This window comes from Paenibacillus sp. FW101-FHT12H11 (assembly GCF_058790355.1).
Genome location: NZ_JBYTCO010000010.1, coordinates 1 through 19,435, shown reverse-complemented (window position 1 = coordinate 19,435; position 19,435 = coordinate 1). Strand labels below are relative to the sequence as shown.

25 protein-coding genes are annotated in these 19,435 nt (G+C 40.1%); 13 read left to right on the top strand and 12 right to left on the bottom strand.

The window, feature by feature from the left end:
• The first annotated feature begins 120 nt into the window (after positions 1-120).
• Positions 121-582, top strand: coding sequence for a Fur family transcriptional regulator (locus AC3WTJ_RS28180; RefSeq protein WP_127452247.1), 462 nt, complete (start codon positions 121-123; stop codon positions 580-582).
• 175 nt (positions 583-757) lie between these two features.
• On the opposite strand, the gene AC3WTJ_RS28175 is transcribed toward AC3WTJ_RS28180, so the two are convergent.
• Complete coding sequence (locus AC3WTJ_RS28175; RefSeq protein ID WP_492524609.1) at positions 758-1,798, bottom strand: polysaccharide deacetylase family protein; 1,041 nt, start codon at positions 1,796-1,798, stop codon at positions 758-760.
• Positions 1,799-1,972: 174 nt separating this feature from the next.
• On the opposite strand from AC3WTJ_RS28175, the gene AC3WTJ_RS28170 reads away from it, so the two are divergent.
• A complete protein-coding gene (locus tag AC3WTJ_RS28170; protein WP_492524608.1) occupies positions 1,973-3,025 on the top strand; it encodes a WD40/YVTN/BNR-like repeat-containing protein in 1,053 nt (350 codons plus the stop codon).
• A gap of 4 nt (positions 3,026-3,029) precedes the next feature.
• Here AC3WTJ_RS28170 and AC3WTJ_RS28165 read toward each other — a convergent pair whose 3' ends face one another.
• Positions 3,030-3,524, bottom strand: a complete 495-nt coding sequence (locus tag AC3WTJ_RS28165; RefSeq protein WP_492524607.1) for a GNAT family N-acetyltransferase — start codon at positions 3,522-3,524, stop codon at positions 3,030-3,032.
• 117 nt (positions 3,525-3,641) lie between these two features.
• Here AC3WTJ_RS28165 and AC3WTJ_RS28160 point away from each other — a divergent pair, with 117 nt between their 5' ends.
• Entirely contained in the window at positions 3,642-3,926 is a 285-nt protein-coding gene (locus AC3WTJ_RS28160; protein ID WP_127452252.1) for a hypothetical protein, read from the top strand.
• Positions 3,927-3,992: 66 nt separating this feature from the next.
• On the opposite strand, the gene AC3WTJ_RS28155 is transcribed toward AC3WTJ_RS28160, so the two are convergent.
• Positions 3,993-4,163 carry a hypothetical protein gene (locus AC3WTJ_RS28155; protein ID WP_157321339.1) on the bottom strand — a complete coding sequence of 57 codons (171 nt, stop codon included), beginning with the start codon at positions 4,161-4,163 and terminating at the stop codon, positions 3,993-3,995.
• 231 nt (positions 4,164-4,394) lie between these two features.
• Between AC3WTJ_RS28155 and AC3WTJ_RS28150 the strand changes: the two genes are divergently transcribed.
• A complete protein-coding gene (locus AC3WTJ_RS28150; RefSeq protein WP_127452254.1) occupies positions 4,395-4,658 on the top strand; it encodes a hypothetical protein in 264 nt (87 codons plus the stop codon).
• A 123-nt stretch (positions 4,659-4,781) separates the two neighbouring features.
• On the top strand, positions 4,782-5,501 hold the full coding sequence (locus tag AC3WTJ_RS28145; protein WP_492524606.1) for a metallophosphoesterase family protein: 720 nt from the start codon (positions 4,782-4,784) through the stop codon (positions 5,499-5,501).
• Positions 5,502-6,025: 524 nt separating this feature from the next.
• Here the strand turns inward: AC3WTJ_RS28145 and AC3WTJ_RS28140 are convergent.
• Positions 6,026-6,235: an alpha/beta-type small acid-soluble spore protein gene (locus tag AC3WTJ_RS28140; RefSeq protein WP_127452259.1), complete on the bottom strand. Its 210-nt coding sequence runs from the start codon at positions 6,233-6,235 to the stop codon at positions 6,026-6,028.
• 209 nt (positions 6,236-6,444) lie between these two features.
• Between AC3WTJ_RS28140 and AC3WTJ_RS28135 the strand changes: the two genes are divergently transcribed.
• Positions 6,445-7,893, top strand: a complete 1,449-nt coding sequence (locus AC3WTJ_RS28135) for a PAS domain S-box protein (RefSeq protein WP_492524605.1) — start codon at positions 6,445-6,447, stop codon at positions 7,891-7,893.
• Between the two features lie 96 nt (positions 7,894-7,989).
• On the opposite strand, the gene AC3WTJ_RS28130 is transcribed toward AC3WTJ_RS28135, so the two are convergent.
• Positions 7,990-8,478, bottom strand: a complete 489-nt coding sequence (locus AC3WTJ_RS28130; protein WP_492524604.1) for a hypothetical protein — start codon at positions 8,476-8,478, stop codon at positions 7,990-7,992.
• 218 nt (positions 8,479-8,696) lie between these two features.
• Here AC3WTJ_RS28130 and AC3WTJ_RS28125 point away from each other — a divergent pair, with 218 nt between their 5' ends.
• A complete protein-coding gene (locus AC3WTJ_RS28125) occupies positions 8,697-9,914 on the top strand; it encodes a Ger(x)C family spore germination protein (protein WP_492524603.1) in 1,218 nt (405 codons plus the stop codon).
• Positions 9,915-10,043: 129 nt separating this feature from the next.
• Here AC3WTJ_RS28125 and AC3WTJ_RS28120 read toward each other — a convergent pair whose 3' ends face one another.
• Together AC3WTJ_RS28120 and AC3WTJ_RS28115 are read right to left on the bottom strand one after the other, a co-directional pair.
• Positions 10,044-10,232 (bottom strand): hypothetical protein, encoded by a 189-nt coding sequence (locus tag AC3WTJ_RS28120; protein ID WP_492524602.1) that lies wholly within the window; start codon positions 10,230-10,232, stop codon positions 10,044-10,046.
• A 921-nt stretch (positions 10,233-11,153) separates the two neighbouring features.
• Positions 11,154-11,708 (bottom strand): hypothetical protein, encoded by a 555-nt coding sequence (locus AC3WTJ_RS28115; protein WP_492524601.1) that lies wholly within the window; start codon positions 11,706-11,708, stop codon positions 11,154-11,156.
• 226 nt (positions 11,709-11,934) lie between these two features.
• On the opposite strand from AC3WTJ_RS28115, the gene AC3WTJ_RS28110 reads away from it, so the two are divergent.
• The 5 genes from AC3WTJ_RS28110 to AC3WTJ_RS28090 all read left to right on the top strand — a co-directional run bounded on the left by AC3WTJ_RS28110 (position 11,935) and on the right by AC3WTJ_RS28090 (position 15,544).
• Positions 11,935-12,645 (top strand): stalk domain-containing protein, encoded by a 711-nt coding sequence (locus AC3WTJ_RS28110; RefSeq protein WP_492524600.1) that lies wholly within the window; start codon positions 11,935-11,937, stop codon positions 12,643-12,645.
• A 440-nt stretch (positions 12,646-13,085) separates the two neighbouring features.
• Positions 13,086-13,391, top strand: coding sequence for a ParB N-terminal domain-containing protein (locus AC3WTJ_RS28105; protein ID WP_492524599.1), 306 nt, complete (start codon positions 13,086-13,088; stop codon positions 13,389-13,391).
• Between the two features lie 130 nt (positions 13,392-13,521).
• Positions 13,522-13,890, top strand: coding sequence for a YhjD family protein (locus AC3WTJ_RS28100; RefSeq protein WP_492524598.1), 369 nt, complete (start codon positions 13,522-13,524; stop codon positions 13,888-13,890).
• Positions 13,890-15,167, top strand: coding sequence for a DNA polymerase IV (locus tag AC3WTJ_RS28095; protein WP_492524597.1), 1,278 nt, complete (start codon positions 13,890-13,892; stop codon positions 15,165-15,167). The genes AC3WTJ_RS28100 and AC3WTJ_RS28095 overlap by 1 nt, the downstream gene beginning before the upstream one ends.
• On the top strand, positions 15,164-15,544 hold the full coding sequence (locus AC3WTJ_RS28090; protein ID WP_492524596.1) for a YolD-like family protein: 381 nt from the start codon (positions 15,164-15,166) through the stop codon (positions 15,542-15,544). The genes AC3WTJ_RS28095 and AC3WTJ_RS28090 overlap by 4 nt, the downstream gene beginning before the upstream one ends.
• A 114-nt stretch (positions 15,545-15,658) precedes the next feature.
• Here the strand turns inward: AC3WTJ_RS28090 and gerPC are convergent, their stop codons facing one another.
• The 3 genes from gerPC to AC3WTJ_RS28075 are packed head-to-tail and all read right to left on the bottom strand — an operon-like array spanning position 15,659 to position 16,508.
• Positions 15,659-16,072, bottom strand: coding sequence for a spore germination protein GerPC (gene gerPC / locus AC3WTJ_RS28085; protein WP_492524595.1), 414 nt, complete (start codon positions 16,070-16,072; stop codon positions 15,659-15,661).
• A gap of 18 nt (positions 16,073-16,090) precedes the next feature.
• Positions 16,091-16,276 carry a hypothetical protein gene (locus AC3WTJ_RS28080; RefSeq protein ID WP_492524594.1) on the bottom strand — a complete coding sequence of 62 codons (186 nt, stop codon included), beginning with the start codon at positions 16,274-16,276 and terminating at the stop codon, positions 16,091-16,093.
• Positions 16,277-16,289: 13 nt separating this feature from the next.
• Entirely contained in the window at positions 16,290-16,508 is a 219-nt protein-coding gene (locus AC3WTJ_RS28075) for a spore germination protein (protein WP_492524593.1), read from the bottom strand.
• Positions 16,509-16,939: 431 nt separating this feature from the next.
• Here AC3WTJ_RS28075 and AC3WTJ_RS28070 point away from each other — a divergent pair, with 431 nt between their 5' ends.
• Positions 16,940-17,182 (top strand): hypothetical protein, encoded by a 243-nt coding sequence (locus AC3WTJ_RS28070; protein ID WP_492524592.1) that lies wholly within the window; start codon positions 16,940-16,942, stop codon positions 17,180-17,182.
• 800 nt (positions 17,183-17,982) lie between these two features.
• Here the strand turns inward: AC3WTJ_RS28070 and AC3WTJ_RS28065 are convergent.
• Both AC3WTJ_RS28065 and AC3WTJ_RS28060 read right to left on the bottom strand, forming a co-directional pair.
• A complete protein-coding gene (locus AC3WTJ_RS28065; protein ID WP_492524591.1) occupies positions 17,983-18,147 on the bottom strand; it encodes a hypothetical protein in 165 nt (54 codons plus the stop codon).
• A gap of 240 nt (positions 18,148-18,387) precedes the next feature.
• Positions 18,388-18,567 (bottom strand): DUF2524 domain-containing protein, encoded by a 180-nt coding sequence (locus tag AC3WTJ_RS28060; protein ID WP_492524590.1) that lies wholly within the window; start codon positions 18,565-18,567, stop codon positions 18,388-18,390.
• Positions 18,568-19,435 lie beyond the last annotated feature (868 nt).

The window sequence follows — 19,435 nt, the reverse complement described above, 5'->3', positions numbered from 1 at the left end:
GTGTTATAATGAGTGAGAGGCAAATTGGACAAGATTGTCGAAACATGGATGGTCAGCTACTTGACGTAGGATGCCAATTTGCTGCACTATGTTAGTAGAACAATTCTTGACAGAGGGGTAATGCAAGTGGGCACTCATACACATACGATTGACGAGATGCTGAAGGCCATGGCTCAGCAGGGCTGGAGAATTACAGAGCAGCGCAGGAGTTTGGCAACATTATTTGCGGAATCTGGAAGTTATTTATCGCCGAAAGACGTTTATGAATACATGAAAGTCAAATATCCTGGTGTGAGTTTCGATACGGTGTATCGTAATCTTCGACTGTTGAGTGAGATGGGCGTGCTGGAGCAGTTTCATTTGGCGGATGGCTTGAAATTTAAAGCGAGCTGCTTATCCCACCATCATCACCATATGATCTGTGTAGGCTGTGAGAAGACGGTGACGTTCGAATTTTGCCCGATGAAGCTGGTTAAAGATTTGCCGGAGAGCTTTGAAATTCAAAGTCATCGATTTGAGATATTTGGATATTGCTCAGAATGCAAGTCATCGGCAGCCGCTGCTGCACCAATAGAACATTAAAAAAGTCATGGAACTCTTCGTTCCGTGACTTTTTTTTGGCGGAAAGAACAGTCGTGAGCGCACCTTGGGGTGCGTTTGTTCGTAGATAAGAAAGTATAAGTTTTAACTTTTGCTTCGCTCTACCTTGACAAACGCGCTCGTCCTGAATGGACGAGGAAGTCGTTTATCCTTGGGTTTATTTGTTTTTGGTCACGTGCAGCAGCTCAGGTACAGTGACAAAGGTATAGCCGGCTGCTTTGAGTTTCGTGATTAACGGTCCTATGGCCTGAACGGTCCCTGACAAATCCTGGGTGTCAGCTCCACCGGAGTGTTGCAAAATGATAGAGCCAGGCTTCGTTTGCTGCATAATATTGTTCAGCACCTGCTCCGAGTTCAGTGATTTCCAGTCAAGGGAATCAACATTCCAATTTACGATCAAATAATGGTGGTCAGCGACCCATCTGACCTGCTCCTCATTAATGGCTCCATAGGGTGGGCGGATAAGCCTAGGCGCATAGCCAATTAAGCCTTGCAGGACATTTTCGGTGTTCATAATCTGGTTTTGGAATTTGTCCACCGATAATTTCGGTAGATTCGCGTGACTGTAAGAGTGATTGCCAATGACATGGCCTTCACGAACAATTCGTCTAATGATATCAGGGTGGCTACTAGCCTGTGAACCGAGCACGAAAAAGGTTGCCTTTACCTGGTTAGCCTTAAGAGCATCAAGCACCTTGGGTGTAAACCGCGTATCAGGCCCATCATCGAAGGTTAGTGCGACCTTCTTCTCCTGACTGGATCCGCGCAGCTTGAAGGTGTCCGGATATTTGACTACGAGCTGCGAGAGCGTAAGTTTTTTCTGTGAAATTCGAACTTGGCCTGAATTTTTTTGAACGGGAACGGATGGCTTCTTGGAGTTGGATCCTTCCGTATGCGCGGCTTTCTTCGGGTTTGTTCTAGGCGACGGGCTAGGTGTAACAGCCGTTGGTGCAGATTTAGGTGATACGGTAGCTTGAGGTGTTGTCGTCGGTATTAATGCTTCTATGTTCCTTGGGCTCGGCAAAGGTTCAAAATCAAAAACGCTGTCATCGAGATTGGACTCTAGTGTTGCTTCTTGCTCATTGACATGTGCATTTTGTGTTGAGCGCTGATCCTGATATGGCTTGCTTTTAGGCACACCGCACCCAGTAGCTAGCAGGCAAACGATGGCAGCGGAGCACACCCACTTGGTGGTCATGGCAATCCCTCCGAGCATTATGATATGCTCTAGCTTTTGTAATGAAGGGACAGCCTATCCTGTGAAATAAAGGAATAACATCTATTGGAAGCCATGGACATGAACTATTTCCAGTCATAGAGCGTCATTACATATACTTGAACTGGAAAACGTGAAAGGAGCGAGGAGAAGGACATGATAGCTCTGATGAACAACAAAAAATTAATGATATTGATCGTTTTTGTGCTGTGCGCAGGCTGTTTTCATGAACAAACCTCGACCCTGCCGACAGCTACCCAATCGACCAAACCAGATAAGCAAATTAGTGGACTAACTGTCATTCCAGGAGAAAATATACAAGTACATGATGAAAATGTTCATAAGCCGAATGTCCCTACCAAAGCCATTACATTCGTGAATGAGCTGCAAGGTTATGGGATTACGTCTGGAAAAGGAAAAGCTTCTCTCATGCAAACTGGCGATGGTGGGACCACTTGGAAGCCTCTGAGAGGAATAGACGCTTTGGCGGCGCCAAGTATGCTTTCTTTTCTTGATTCTCAAACGGGCTGGTTGCTGACAAATGAATCGAGAGACCAAGAATCCGAGCTTAGCTTAACCGCGGACGGAGGTCAAACATGGGAAGTAATTGCACAGGACTTGCCTGTGCTTGAGGCAGAGAAGGAAATCATGTTCTTTCGGTTCTTTGATCGACAAAATGGATTGATTGCCGTTCGCAACGGCAAGGACTTGGTATTGCTTCGGACACAAGATGGGGGAATTACTTGGTTAGCCTCAAATCGTATTCCTCTGCCAAGCGAAGGCGTGGTTACATTCCTTTCATCTTCAGAGGGTTGGTTTGTTGGCTCGAGTTCATTCCCGAGTCCAAGTGAAAAAAACAAGGCGGCTGTAACGTTATACCGTATGACAGACGGGGAATCATGGGAAGAAGCAGGCAAAATATCTACGTCCCTCGTACCGAAGGCACTGTCCTTTGTAGATGCAGCACATGGTTTCGTGCTGCTCCAGACGAATCAGCAGAATCGTGCTCAAGGGCAAGAGCGACAGCTGCTTCGGACCGGCGACGGCGGCAAAACATGGAGCCAACACACGTTTCCCGCCGCGTTCCAGCCGCTTGATTTGAATTTACAAGTGAGTTTTGTTACAACAAGCAACGGCTGGCTCTGGGATGCCCGGAATTTGTGGAAAACGAAAGATGGAGGCTTGAATTGGCAGCTGTTAACGCCTTAGAATGTCAAATGATTTTCTGATAGGTTACGATATCAAGGAACTTGCCCCATTTGAAGCCAACCTCACGGAAGTGAGCGCACTGCGTGTAACCATTTTTCGAAAACATATGAATACTAGGCTTGTTATCTGCGCAGATCGTAGAGATTAAGGAATGAAAATCTTGCTCTTTCGCGAACGCCTCAATAAATTGGATGGCAGCGGAACCAATTCCTTTGCCCACACAACCCGGTTGTAAATAAATCGTCACTTCTCCTGTAGTGGCATAAGCTTGCTTTTTCTTGTGAGGCATTACTTGCACATAGCCTTGGAGCTCTCCATCCAATGTGATCACAAAAGTTTGAAAACGCGAGTTCGGGTGAATAACACTTTCTGTAAATTCGGTGATTGTAACAGGTTCCGTATGAAAAGAGGCGGTGGAATTCATGACGAAATGGTTGTAAATGTCCATTAAAGCGGGAATATCCGACGCTTCTATTGTTTTAAACATAACTGTAGACATATAAGACTCCTTCTCTTCTTTTTCAAATAGACATCTAGCATCATTCCATGTATCTTAGATATAATATCTTACTATTAAAAGAAGATAAAGTTGAACATCGTAAATAGGGGGAGTCACATGTCGGGCAGCTCGGGTTACATTCTCGTGATTGTTGTTGGAATCATTGTACTTGCAGGTCTTACATTCATGAATCTTCGCAAAATTAGCAAATCCACCGCGGACTTGACCCAACTCAAAAAAAGAACGCTTCTCTGGAGTGAGATCTCACTGGCGTTGTTTGTTCTGCAGTTGTTCTTCCGTGATCGGCAGGGCGGATTCTTGCTTTTCTTTGGGATTCTGACGCTATTTACAGGGGCTCATTACCTTGGTGTGCTGTACTATTCGAAAAAAAGGGGTAAATAACAAACGGAGAGAGGCTTTCCTAAGTAGTCAGGCTACTTGGAGGAAAGTCTCTTTTTTTATGGGGTACTACTCGTTCCAGCTTGATGGTTGTGTTTTCGTCGGCAGTCTCAGTTTCTGGTACCATTTTTTCTTTTTCTTTTGTTCTAATAACGTTTTTAACTGAAGCATAACAAGCTTCGCTCTGTCCTCGTCGGCATACTTGTCTCGTAGATGTTCGAAAATTGTTGGATCTTGCATTGGATCGGATACCTTCTTTTCTGACTGTAAGATAAATGCGAAAAAAGGAGAATATATGTTCTTGTTTGACTATTATAGCATATGAGTTTTCGAGATGCTAGTCAACTTTTGCTTCATGAGAATCCTCTCGTGGGGCTATTTTTGTTTACCTCTTTTAGGTAAGCGCTTAGATCCAATCCTCTGAACTCCGCATTTAATGTAGAGTACCTAACCATAAAGAGGTGAAGACAAATGGCTCGAGTAAAAGCAGTTCGTAACACTGACTTCGTTTTGATAACTTGGGTAAGAAACCCGCTTCGTCCAGGTTCTGCACGCAGAATCACCGCCTCTCGTGTGATCGGAAATGCCTCGCCATGTACGTTTACGTTAGCTCCCGGCAGACTATTGAATAACGCGTTTGCCTGCTTGTTGGATGCAGATATCGGTTTTAAAGTGGTGTATCAGAAAAATACGTCAAGCATTAGCGGTGTAGTGTTGCTGCGGCGTAATCGTTAAGTATAAGCTGATTTAAAACCACCGTGAGGTGGTTTTTTGCTGATCAAAAACGGCTAAATCTCGTGGACACACAAAGTAAGTAATGGTAAAATTTATCCATTATTGTTAGGGGGTCAAGTTCGGATGAAAATAGCTTTTATTTCAGATATACATGGAAACGCAATTGCTCTTGAAGCGGTTTTAAATGATATTAAGCAAAATAATGCAGATAAAATTTATGTGCTAGGCGATCTTTGTTACCGTGGACCGGAACCCAAACGATCTCTGGATTTAATACGTTCTTTGAATACTGAAGTGATTAAAGGCAATGCAGACGAATGGGTAGTCCGCGGTGTTCGCGAAGGGGAAGTTCCGCAAAAAGTAATCGACCTCATGAACATCGAACGTGATTGGACCTATTCTAAGCTTGAACCGTCTGATCTTGCGTATTTGGAAACGCTCCCGACAGAAATTAATTGTGAGGTAAGCGGAATTCGAATAAACGCCTTCCATGCAACACCGGATAGTTTATTTGAAATCGTACTTCCGAACGAGGACGACGCTGGGTTGCAGAACCGCTTGATGAGTTCACAAGATGCACAGATCTATGTATACGCACACATTCATAAAGCTTACATAAGACACTTGAACGGTAAAATACTTATGAATGTTGGAAGCGTTGGGCTTCCGTTTGATGGCATCACTAAAGCTTCCTATGGTCTGATCGAAATTGAAGAAGGTAAAATAAAAACATCTATACAGCGTGTTGATTTTGACGCGGAGAGAGTTATCGAACTTTACAGGGATGTCGACTATCCGAATGCAGCAATGATGTCGGGGATTGTTCGAAACGCTAGAGTTTGAGTCGTTAAAAGATTTATTGAATCTCAAAAAGCCCAAGGAAGTCCCCGGGCTATTCATATCCTTGTAGCTATTTCTTCTTTTTTCTGCTGCCATGATTGGGTTTGTTATCTTTTTGATCTTTTAAGTGATTTTCTTGTTGCTGGTTATTTGTCGACATGAGAGTAGCCACCTTTAGAGTAATTTTGAAGCACTCCTATTGTGCGCATTGGAAGAGGGCCTAATTCCTAGGGGCAAAAATTTACCAACTCAATTTCCATCTAGACTTGCACGGCACGTCTCAGGTGTTGTTTCTGCTTTGATGCGGTCATTCATACTTTTACCTTCATCTACCCTATGTGAACGATCTATTGCAGTATTCTGACTAAGGTCATTTGTTGCGTCTATAGATTCGTGCTCACTCTTTTGTGTCATTCTGTATCATCTCCAATTCGGTTTGTTGGTACCAAAATAAAAAGACTTCATCGCACCTGGAGGAGGCTAGGTGGCTAGAAGTCTTTTTTGCAAGCTTACTTTTACATCAAAACTTAACGTTGAAAACCTTGGAGCTGCTGCTCAGCCATTTGTACTAGTCTTTTCGTAATGCTGCCACCAATAGAGCCTGCATCGCGAGTCGCGAGATTTCCATTGTAACCATCTGGTTGTAAAGGTATTCCCAATTGTTGAGCTACTTCAAATTTCATTTGATTTAAAGCTGCTTTTGCTTGAGGAACAACTAATGTGCTATTGTTTGCCATGGAAAAAATCACTCCTTTTCTTGGTGTACTCATATCATTTGGAGTGGAAGGAATTCTTATGCATGTAAAATTAAAAATTATTTTCGTCTGATATTGCACAAAGCGTCTTATAGATGTTTTTTTGTAAAAACATCTATACAACGGATTGAAAATTGCTGTTATAATGCCTTTGTTAGACTAAATATGTACTGCTTTACACGGAGGATCGGATGCTAACTAACTTCAATGACCATAGTCTTCTCTTACATGCATTTGAAAAATCTCCAATTGGAGTGGCTTTTTTGTCTTGTGATGGAAGCCTTTTCAAGGTTAATCCGTCTTTTTGCAACATGTTAGGATATAGCGAAAGTGAATTAATAAATCTGGGTGTTCCATCTGTTACCCATCCTGAAGATTTAGAAGCTGATCAGGAATTGTGGCGTCAAGTGGCGCAAGGTGAAAGAGACGGCTACCAATTAGAAAAAAGGTACATTCATAAATCCGGGGCCATTGTGTGGGGGCTTCTACATGTTACTATCGTCAAAAACCAACAGGGAGTCAATGCTAATAGCATACTCATCTCCCAGGTTGTAGATATAACAGAACAAAAAAAGAAGGAAGAAGAGTTCAAGAGGATTGAAGAACTGCACAATCTTATTTCCGAACATTCACAGGATGTTATTTTGCGTTTAACGCCAGACGGAATGATCACATATGTCTCGCCAGCTATACGTAACCAACTCGGATATGAGCCAGATGAACTTATCGGAACATTTGCCTATGATTATTGGCATCAAGAAGATCTGAAGTCTAACTGGTTAAAGTACGGTTATTATGAAAACTCGGATAGCAGAATATTTGTTTATCGTGTTCGGCATAAGAGTGGTCATTATATCTGGCAAGAAGCACACTCCAAAAGAATAAGAAATGCTGCAGGAGAGATTCAACATGTTATCAGTATGGGGCGTGATATAACAGAACGGATACAGTCTGAAGAATTAATCCGTAGATCCGAGAAACTTTCCTTAGTAGGTGAGCTTGCAGCTGGAATCGCTCATGAAATTAGAAATCCTTTGACTAGTTTGCGAGGGTTTATGCAATTGTATGTGAAAGAGGATATTGAAGGCATAAAGAAATTACGCAATGAAGTTATGATATCAGAAATTGATCGAATTAATGAAATTGTAAGTGAGCTTTTAGTGTTAGCTAAACCTTCAACTGAGGCATCGGAATTAAGGGATGTGGTACATGAATTAAATCATGTTACACGATTATTTGAAGGACAAGCCAACCTTTACAACGTTCAAATCAATAAAGAGTTGGATGCCAATTTACCGCTTATCCACTGTCAACGCAGCATCAATCAAGTATTCATCAATGTTTTAAAGAATGCTATTGAATCCATGCCTAAAGGCGGACAAGTGACAATAGAAGCTAAGCAAAAAAACGATGAAATTCATATTCGAATTCATGACACAGGACACGGAATCCCACAAAATGAAATATCCAAGATTGGAAATCCTTTTTTTACTACCAAAGAAACAGGAACAGGGTTAGGATTAATGGTTTCAATGAGGATCATCCAAAATCATAACGGGACTATGCGAATTGAGAGTGAAGTTGGGAAAGGGACTATGGTGGAAGTTATTTTGCCGATCGTTAGCGGGATTCTGCGATAACTTAAATCATATATATATAGAAACAATAAGCCCGAGGGTAAATTCCCAAGGGCTTTTTTCATTAATTTTAGCACGCTGATGAAAATGCACCAACGATTAATACTCAGATCTCGAAGTGCGTTTCATACCGCGCAAATGCAATGGTAAATAGAAATAGTATACAACCAAGTAAACAGGTATCGAGTACAAGGGGTTCCAATGTTTTAATGTCATTATCCCAACAGCGACAGCAAGCCATTCGGCGAGCTCGGATATAGCAGTAAAAAGTATGGTGTAGAGAAGTTTTTTGTATTCTTTATAAAAGTTTAGATAAATAACAGCAAAACTTGGAGGAATAATAGTGTACATGAAAAACTCAGGGATACCGCGTTTATTAGGGCTGCCGACGTCAAATAAATCGAGCCAAATGGAAAATACAGTATCAATAACCCAAACAAGGCCGGCGATTACACCGAAAGTGAGATAGATCTCTGGCTTGTTTAATCTTTTCGGCATAAAAACGATGAACAATAACAGGAAAACGCCAAAAATGGCTGAGTACCACCAACCTTTACTAAAATCCATATTATCAATGATTTGATTCATAACAGAGCACGCACCTCACATACTGGGAATGATCGTTAGTTTGCCCTTTAAGTGGATTTTTATGAATGGATTGCGGGAGAGCCAGTTCTATTATAACGAGAGAGGTAGCCTAATTTTCAATTCATTATAATATGCATAGAAACATAAATTTGGATAAAAATACTTTGAAGGGAATGTTTGGGGAAGTGAGATGATTCGAAAAAGTCGGGGTGATCAACTTGTTGCAAAATCTGAGTAAACAGATTCTTGTATTTCTGTTGATTGTTCCTTTGCTTTCGGGATGCTGGGATCGCCTAGAAATTGAAGATCGTGCTGTCGTTTTAGCGATTGGAATCGATGAAGCAAAGCCTGGCGATGAGAAGGAAACCAGCAATGCAACGCATATTCTCAAACTGAATCCTAGGACAAATAAGGGATTACTCCGGATTACGGTCCAGATTGCCGTTCCCGGAAGGATTCCGCTCGGTGCAAGCAGCCCTTCCAAAGAAAAACCTATTTGGGTACTATCCAGTGTTGGATATACCATTGAGGATTGTTTAATGAATTTACAGCAGCAGCTAGCAGATCAGTTGTTCTATGGTCATTTAAGGGTTATCGTGCTATCGGAGGCTATCGCCAAAAAAGGGATTCAGAATGAGAATGATTTCTTTCGACGTCAGCCGCAAGTTCGAAGAACGGTTTGGATGGTTGTCTCAAAAGGAGAGGCAGCAGAGATCATGCATGCCATGCCGCAATTGGAAAGGGTGCCTGCACTATACTTGCTCGCCACTTTAGACGATGCCAGAGAAATGGGCAAACTCCCTAACAATTTTTTGGGAGTATTTTTTAGTCAATCATCAGCGAAAGGGCAGGAAGGATCAATTCCCTACTTGGAGTTAAAGAAAGCATCAAACATTGAAATTTCTGGATTGGCTTATTTTCGGGACGATAAAATGGTGGGCACTTCGACAGCCCTGCAGATTGGCCATTATATGTCGATTAAAGAGATTAACCCCGGTGGGTATAGTGTTATGCATGAATTACCCGGTGGTACAAGAGTTATATTTAAAGCGACACATCGGACATCGAGATTAACCACAACCATCCAAAATGGAAACGTACACTTGAAAATAAATTGCCAAGTGGAAGGAAATATAGAGGAAAAATCAGACGAGCGTTTCAGCATTACCGATGAAACGCTTAAAAAATTGGAGGTCAAAATCAAAAGAGATGCCAAACAAGATTTTGAAAAATTCATTCAGCAAACCCAGATAGATGGTAGCGACATTTTCGGTTTCGGTGAGTATGTGCGTGCTACACAGCCTGGTTATTGGAATAAGCAAGTCAAGACAAAAGAAGCGTGGCAGCGTCAGTACGCAGACATAAACATAGAAATTAATATGTTCGTTAAGATCAGGAGGATCGGCACAAAAAACCGTTCAAGAGATTTAGGGTGACAATAGAAGGATCAATTTTAGAGGACTTTTAATTATTGTGAAGAATAGAAATATTTGTAACAAGTAATTGAAAGGACTGATTAGATGAATTTTATTATTATTATGATCGTTATGTTCGTTATTTTTTGTTTAATTGGCATGTTTAGCAATAAGAATAGAAGAGGTAGCTCTACCCATCATCACAATGATAACTCTAATTTCTTTAATAGTAATTCTTCTGATCATGATATTAATCGTCATCACCACAATCACCACAATCATCATAGCAACCATAGCCATACTCACCATGACCACCACCACAGTCACCACGATCATCATAATGATTCCTCCAGCGGAGGAGGAAGTGACAGTGGAGGGGGCAGCGATAGCGGAGGCGGTAGTAGTGATTAGTTGAGAGAGTCGATTTGACTCTCTTTTTTTGTTGGGCGTGCCCAGAGGCACGCATTATCTGGTTGGTGAAAGTCCAACCAAGGGATTTGAAAACGGGCGCCGGCCAGGGAGTAAAAGGGGCATTGAGCGGCTGGCGGCCCGGCAAACCTCTCAGATTGGCAGAGGTTCCAGATTGAAGATGTGTTGTCTAGACTGGGCGAACGGAAGCGAGAGTTATGTGCTGGCGGATGGCGATTGCTTTTCGTTTAGTGAGATTGCTGGGATGCTTGGGGGTAAAGGAAGTGTAGAGGTATATGTGATGCGGGCTCAGAAAAAAATATCAGAGGAATTGCAGAACAGCCTATTCCTTGTAGGATAGGTTTTTAATTTCTTTAGTATGGAATGTACGCACTATGCTATGATCATAAATATAAGGTAGGAATTGGTATTAGCATTAGGAGATTATTATGAATTATTTATTGATATTTATAATTATATATCTAGCTATTTTTACTAGAAATTATCTATCTAAGATTTTCTCTCGAAATATCTCTGTAAAATATTTAATAATTAGTTCCTTGTACAGGTAGTAGTACTTGGACCAACGATATTTATTATAAAGGAGTTTAACTTTTCAACCTTTTTGGCTTATACGTTTTTTGGTGTTAGTTTGATTGTGACTCTATTTGTAGATAGTAAAATAGAAAAACTTTATTTACAAGAATAGAACAATTTCAGGGAGGCACAGAATGCTTAAAAGAGGTGTGCCATTTTATTTATTAATGCTAGACTTGCTCCGTTTGCAAAAACTCAGGAAACAAAATAAAGCAGCCTATTCCATTCGGGATAGGCTGTTTCTCAACATAAACGTTATTGTAATAAAGCAGAGATTAAGATTATGGCTATGCATATCACGAATACGATAAGAAGTGCTTTCCACTTTTTTGTTTCTGTAGTTCGGAAATACGAAACAACTGATTCACGGCATAGATAAAATAGTAGAAAGCCATCAAAGGCAGAGCGTACACCATTTTTCAGATAATAACTTGTTACATTTTGTGAACTAACACCACCGTATTGTTCAACAAGTGATGGTATAGAAAGCATTGCATTCATATTTCTTGTGATTTCGTAAGCGAAATAAAATAACGCGAGCCACCAACCCCACTTCTTACCAAGGAACATTCCAACTGCGGTTGCAAGACTAAGAACTCCTAAAAATGTGACTGCTGCTTGAAAGAAGTAGCTCGATACTCCAATTAATGAAGATACATCATCCAGCCTGCTAAAAAATGCAACCTGTGCAACTAGAACTATAACAGCTGCAATGGCGATCCAAATAGCTAGTAAAGTAATACCAACTGGTCGATCATATGAATACTCCATAATTTCTTCTTTGTTTGACTTGGGTGCAAAATAAGACAATACTGTTCCTCCTAGAATAATATTTTTCATTGTATCATTAGCACTAAAATGTAACAATGTGGAAATTTTAATATAGTAAGATCTGTGCGATATCTTATTTTTTGAGGGATATGTTCTTAGTGTAATTTTAATCTTACTAGATCCCGCAATGTGATACGATAGATGTTAGATATTTTGGCAGTGTTCAATAAGTTAAATATTAATAAAGAGCAAAGGAAAGATGATTTTGAACCTAAAAAAAATTACTATTATATTTTCAATTACATTAGCGTTTATTCTTGGTGGCTCAATTGGTGTTAGGGCAGATTCAGTATTGGAGTCGATTTCTGCATATCTAGATCATAGTTTTAAATTAAATTTGTATGGAACAGATTTTGCATTAAAGGATTCAGAAGGTAACAAATTAGAGGCAATAAACTATAATGGAAGCACATACCTACCACTTCGATCTGTAGCAGAAGCTACAGGTATGAAAGTAAAGTGGGACGAGGTAGAAAGAACAGCAACGTTAGAAAAGAATTCAATAGTACTTGCTAATTTAACAGCCACAAGTGGAGTTAAAATTAGTGTCGATGGGCTGTGGAGTCCATCTTATATTACAGAGCTTAAGAAAATTTATAGCAACTGGTATATGGGAGTTCTATTTGAGACTACACCAATTGATGATAAAAATTTTAAAGATGTTATTGCAATGAAAACTAAAGAAATTAAGAGTTATTCAAAAATCATTGAAATGAAGGACATGAATATTGGAGATTTAAAAGGGACTTATATTGATTTTGAAGAACCGGATTCTCGAAGTAAGGTAGTGTACTTAGAAAGCAATAATTCAAAGGAATATTTTACAGTTCAGGTATTTGTTGAAAAAAGCAAATACAGCGATGAGAACAAAGATGCTTTTGATAAAGTCATATCAACATTTGAAAGATATAGATAGTTGTGTTTGAAAGAATAATTGGAATAATTATTTATGGTGAACCATCAAAATTTTGAAGGAGGATCTGTTGATGGTGAAAATTCAGTTGAGTAACATCACTTTTATAGACAACAAACGTAGTGAGTAAATGTGTCGGAGTAAGAGATATTACGGCGAATCCTCCTTTTATAGGATTGTATAGTGGTCCTCCATTAAAAATATTGTTTGAATCAGAAGAGGAATTTGCGGACTTTAGAAATAAAATTCATAATTTTGATTGGCTAACTCTAGATTTAAGTTAGGTATAAATTTAATTATTTTTAAAGAGTCGCTGACATGCGGCTCTTTTTGTCGTACAAGTGCTACCGAGAAATGAAGGGATTAATAATATGAACTTAGAAGCGTCCTAAGTGGTGCTTATCTTTATAACTAAAATCCGACATAACATAAGGGGATTTAATTTGAGAATCGAAACTATACAAATTGAACATATAAATGCAAATGGCTGGAACTCAAACGAAATGGACGATCATATCTATAGATCTTTAGTTGAAAGTATCCGGAAACACGGTGTGCTGCAGCCGATCCTAGTCCGTAGCGATATGACGAGCGTTAAGGGCGAGAAGCGTTGGCGTGCTGCTAAAGAGTCCGATCTTACTGAGCATACTTGTGTTGTTGTTGAGCAGATTCCGTTTGGGAACAGCAGTCAGCACGGTGATATTGTAATTATATTTTTGTTATTAGTTGGTTTGTTTTGGGAGTCTTAATCAAAATGTCCCCCGCCGGCTCTATTGCCTGGTGGGGATTTTTGTGTTTACAAAAACCACTTGCATAACGAATACATGTTCGGCATATAATATAAAACACAAACACGCGTTCCTATTTTGAGGTGATTAAATGAGTGTCAATACACATGTTGAGACTGACGAGGATGTTCAATTAATCAAAGAGCTTACACTGCTTCCAATATTGCTCGATATGTTGTCAAGGGATTCTGAAGAGCTCAGGGTTCACAAAGACAAAATTATTTATGGTCATATTCTGTTTTACCTAAAAGAAGTCGAGAACGCTATTTATCCAGAAATACAAAGCATTAAGAGTAAAATGAAAAAGCGTGATATTAAGGTGTTGTATACATCGATGACTGCTTTAGGTATTAACGTTGAATATAAAGTTCGTGGTTATGTCCATCATTTCACAATGCTTAGAAGTTTGATTAAAGCTGAACTCATGACAACTTTAATGAGAATGCGGAGGTCATTGTAATGGTAACGAGGGAAAAAAGCGAACGCACGATTTATCTCTCGGATTGCCAATCTTTTTACGCAAGCGTCGAAAAGGCTACACATCCTGGACTCGATAATCTTCCTGTCGTTGTGGCCGGCGATCCTGCCAGAAGATCGGGAATTATTTTAGCTGCATGTCCAATAGCTAAAAGCTTTGGCATTAGCACGGCTCAGCGCCTTGGAGAAGCCCTGCAGCTATGCCCAGATGTTATCGTAATGCGCCCGCATATGCAGCGTTATATTGATGTATCACTTGCCATTACTGATATTTACAAAGAATACACCGATTTAGTAGAAGTATTTTCTATTGATGAGCAGTTTCTAGACGTGACAGGTTCGCTGAATCATTTCCGTTGTACGTCAGAAGAACTGGCAAGCATGATTCAAAAAAAGGTCGCCGCGTCAATGAATGTGCGTATTCGTGTTGGCATCGGTCCAACTAAAATCCTTGCTAAGCAAGCAACGGACAATTTTGCAAAGAAAAACCCGAGTGGTATTTTTACGCTTGGGAAAGAGGATGTAGAACGTGTCCTATGGCCTTTAAGTGTGGATAAGATGTATGGAGTTGGGTCGCGTATGACTCGGCATTTCGTGGCTCTTGGCATGACAACGATAGGTCATGTTGCTCAAACACCATTGCATTTACTTAAGCAGAAATTTCGTGCGCGCTTTGGTAAACAATCGGATATTCAAGCGGAGGTCATGTGGCGTACAGCTAATGGTCTTGATGATAGTCCAGTCACGCCTGGCACATTTAATGTAGCTCCAAAATCAATTGGTCACGGAATGACCTTACCACGAGATTATACGACGGCAGAAGAGGTAGATATTGTTCTCTTGGAATTAACGGAAGAAGTTTGCCGCGATGCACGAGCGAAGGGGTATACGAGCGGAACCGTTCATGTATTCTGCATGTGCTCACCATACGATGCGCCTACAGGCTTTAGTCAGCAGCGAAAGATGCCCTTTGCTACAAATAATACTCTGAAAGTTTTCAAGTCAGTTCGAGAGATCTTTCATCGTAATTGGAATGGGCACCCAGTGCGTAAAGTTGGCGTTACGCTAGGATCGCTTGATGACGAGGAAGTTACGCAACTTGATCTCTTTGAAGACTTAACTAAGCTAAGGAAGCTTGACAGCGTTCTAGACGGAATTAAAGACCGTTTTGGCAATACGGCAATTATTCGCGCTTCCAGTTTAATGAAAGCTGGTTTAGCAGCGGATCGAGCTGGTAAAATTGGAGGTCATTATAAATGAGTAAGAAATTAGCACTTAACGGACTTTGGGAGTCCAGTCGAATGATGCTTCCTCAACATAAAGAGTCCGCAATTAGAAATCGAAAAGAGGCTCAACGCATATCACGACCTATACGAGACGAGCAAGAAATACAGAACATATCAGCTGTGCTGAGTTTATCGCAGATGTACAAGAAACCAATCGAACTAACTTTATACGAGGAATTCAAGATTCGGAAAATTACAGGCATCGTAACGCGCACTAATCATGGTCAATTTCGTTTGGATATAGTAGAGCTCAATGGCGAGGCAGTGGACTGGGAATGGATTGGATACAGAGATGTTCTGAAAGCAGAATTAACTAATGAATGGACAGAAGATGGAATGACCGAGATATAAAAAACATACGAAGCATGCTACTGAAACAATTAGCCCATGGGTAAAAATCCCAAGGGCTTTTTCAAACACTAGAGTTCTGTAAATTGGTATTAGTGTCATTTCGCTTAGTGATCATTAATTATCCGTACTTTGTTGAGTAAAAATGTTTTCGGTAATGTGTGCCTGGTCAGTTTTTAACTTTTCAATTATGTCCCTCATCTGTTCAGTAGCAGGGGCCGTTAGACCGATGTTCAACGTACCTTTAAGCTCGTTTACATGGAGTTCTTGAATTTTGTAGGTAATATTTTGAGGCACCGAGTCCTTTTGGCCAGCCAATTGATGGTTCAGTTTCTCATTAATTTGCTTATCCAGGTAATCCTTCAACTGGAACTGGATTCGGTCGTTCATGCCGTCAAGAATAGGACCCAACAATTGTTCTTTCAAACGTTGATTTTCAGCCTCCAACTCACATTGCTTTTTCTCAAGCATAGCTAATCTTTGCTCAAAAATATAAATCCAAGGGGGAAAATTATTATTCAAATCATACATGAGGTCGCCTCCTTTGAATCATTGGACAACTGGGTGTGGAGGTGGCGGCAACAAATCTTCTTCCGGTACTGTATCAGCCTTCTTTTCGTTCACGCCTTCAGCAATCTCGGTTGCTTTGTTGTCAACTAATACGTTGAAACCGATATTGAGTGAACCTAAGTTGGCAATTGAATTGATTTTGATTTGACTTATAAAAAAATTCATCGCTTGCCCTCTCCTAAATCAGGTTGCTATTTCCCTGATCGATGATATCTGGATCAAGTACACTGTTTCGGTCTGTATTAACAGAAGATGTAGCGTCCCCTATGACGGTGTTACCGCCGACGGCTTTGGAGTTTGCCGCGTTTCCGCGTAACAAGTTGTCTCCAAAGTTGACAACGCCGCCAGTAGCGACTTCATTGATTCTTATGTTAATAATGTTAAACACGTTCGGCATAAAGCTCATCCTTTACTCATTTTGACTGTGAGATACCAGTCTAGCAATTTGATATTGAAGCCTAGAGGTATCGGACTCTTGGAATGCCGGTGTATCAATTTCCAATGGTCTAAGGTATTTTCAGCATCTGTTTGGGTGAAAGGCACTCTCATGCCCAAAGATAAGAATCAAACTATCCGCAGAAAAAGCCGCTTTCATCTGTTTCATCCGTTCTCATTCCTTATCAGTTGTTCTTAATGATAATGTATTCATCTGCCTAGGCATCTGTGTCTGAAAGCAGAAATGGGTACTAAAAAGCTAAATTAATGAGAACATTATCTGTTCTGATTATTTATCTTTTTTCGATTAAATTAGTATTTCTTGATTTTAGTCACATCACTGGTCTGTATGAATAGGCTTAATGTGTAAGATGACAGACAGGAGTGTATAAAATGCCAACTTCAATAGTATTTAACACGATTAATGTTAATTCTCAGCACAGGAATGCAACGATAGGGATTGGAGAGAATGCACAAAGTAGTTGGGACTCTCATAGTAAAAATAATTTTGCTTTTGGAGAAAACATCGGAAATTCAATAAGTATTAATGTAGTGAATTTTCTATTTGATAATGATTTCATTGATTCACCGATTAGTGACCAAGACTTTAAACCTGCTGTTAATAACCAAGTTTAAATTAATAACTGCAATTTAACTAAACGCCAAACACATTAAAATCGTATGTGATGCGGCTTTCCAAAATTTATGTGATAAATTGAGGAGTAGGAGCTGGATTAGATAAAGAGATGTTCTGAAAGCAGAATAAGCAATAATTGTACAGAAGATTGATAGATTAATAATTATCTAAATAATAAATAAAAGTGACTGCTCCAATGGCAGCTATTTTATAATGAAGAAACAAAACAAAGGCCCAAGGGAAAGTCCCCTTGGGCTTATTTTCATAGACTGAAGTAAGAAAGCGGCTGGAGGTGAATGTATGGGGACCATCAAAAGGAAGGGGTAACGTTCATAAAGAAAAAAATCCAAAACATTCCGCAGTATGCGATGAGAATTGTGGAGCCATCCTTCATATCCCAGCAGTTCCTTTCCTAGACATAGCTCCAGAGAAGTAGAAAGTACGTGTGCTGGTATTTGGTTTGTTGACCCGTCTTTAACACAGGAAAGATACGCCTGCTGTCCGTTGCCGTATTTCATGTAGGTAATATCCATCAAAAGCATAATTACAGAATCTTTACGTTCAAGATGCATCTGATTATTAGAGCCCCGGCTTTACCTTTTAGAGAAGAAAAGTGCATTTGGATCAGTTGATAGTCCGCCTCATCGGTAATCTTACGTTTCTGCCTTACTGGCTCCGCTTTAAGCCAAGCATAATATCCACTGCGGCTAACACCTGTAGCGGCGCATAAATAGGCGTTTAAACCCCTTAGCGTGCGTACGAATAGTGGTCCCGATGAGTTCAAAAGTCTCTGAAGGGGTTAGCGTTTGTGCTTCGCCTGCCTTTCTAGCGCTTCGAGCTTTTTTAGGAATTCATTCTCTACTTCTAAGAGCTTAATTTTTGCCTCAGCGAGTTTCAATTTTTCCTCTGTGCTGAGTTCCTTAGATGAAGGTATTCCCGTGCTGCCTTTGCCTCTGCGATCCATAAGTAACCCCTCCTCTCCAAGCTTGTCGTACGTTGCTCTCCAACGTTTCAATCCTTTCTTAGGCGTTTGACTCCAGCAATCTCATTTGCATGGACGTGAAAGACGTTTTTTGACATGATGTAGTTCCCTCATTCACTGTAGTATTTTTTATTAAAACACAAAAACCCGAAAGACAGGCACTTTTTTTAAGTGTCTATCTTCCGGGTTACAGTTCAAAGGAGCATGGACTTTTCTTTCTTCTTAACGGTAACGGAAGTGTTCGTGTGGGATGGAGCATTTATTTTGAATAAAATGGATCTGATTCTCGAGCCGGTTGCGCTGCTCTTCGGAACCCTCGAACTGTTCAAGCTCTTGGATCAGATTATGCAAATCATTGCCCGCATTCGCGCAGTCGTAATTGCTATCCAAATCGTTAAGCATTTGCTTCCCTCCTTAGGTTCCAAATTCCACTTCGGCGTAGTTATTTGTGTCTTTTTTACTGACCTGATTCGTTGTCAGTGTAGTCGTATATTTTTGTTTGTCCTCGAAATTATTATAAACAAAAAGCATAAATTGATACGGCTATTCCTCGTAAGGATATAAATAAATGCCCGGCAAGCGATCTCATCGTTCTGAATTGCAGGCGGATGTTTATTTATCATTACGGTGAAAGGAAATCAGATGCTTCAGAACGCAGCGATTGGATATATACTCATTCTGACATTTCAAAATTGTTAGTGGGAGTAAGAATTACGGTATCATAATTTTATTAACTGTCTTATTAATGAAGAAACAAAATAGAGGCCCAAGGGTAAATTCCCATGGACTTAGTTTGTTAGTTTAGAAAATTAGAACAACCATTAAATAAAGGAGGTATAAGTAGGTCTCTTAAGTCGTCGTCTTGTGCCCAAATTGTCTTGATAAAATTAAGCTTGAGGGAAATATGAAAAAGAGGTTTAATTTGTTCTTGTTAAGTTGACGGAACAAAACTTTATTATTTGAGATGGATGGAATACAGAAACCATTAAAATTATTCGAGGATGGGAAGATGGGCCGTTAAATATGCCAAATCAGAGCTTTATCGGCCAAGGTTAAGTAAATTAACTTGTATATTCTATATGTAGTGTATCTGATCTTATATGAGGTTATTTATTCTATATGAATTAATTTGGTCACCAAGTACGAAAAACACTCTCTGTACTATATAATTTTCAACCCCTGTTATACACAAAGAAGAGGCTGTCCCAAAAGTAACTACTAAATAATTACCGTGACAGACTCAAGCATTGGAAAAAGTGAAAATTTGGAT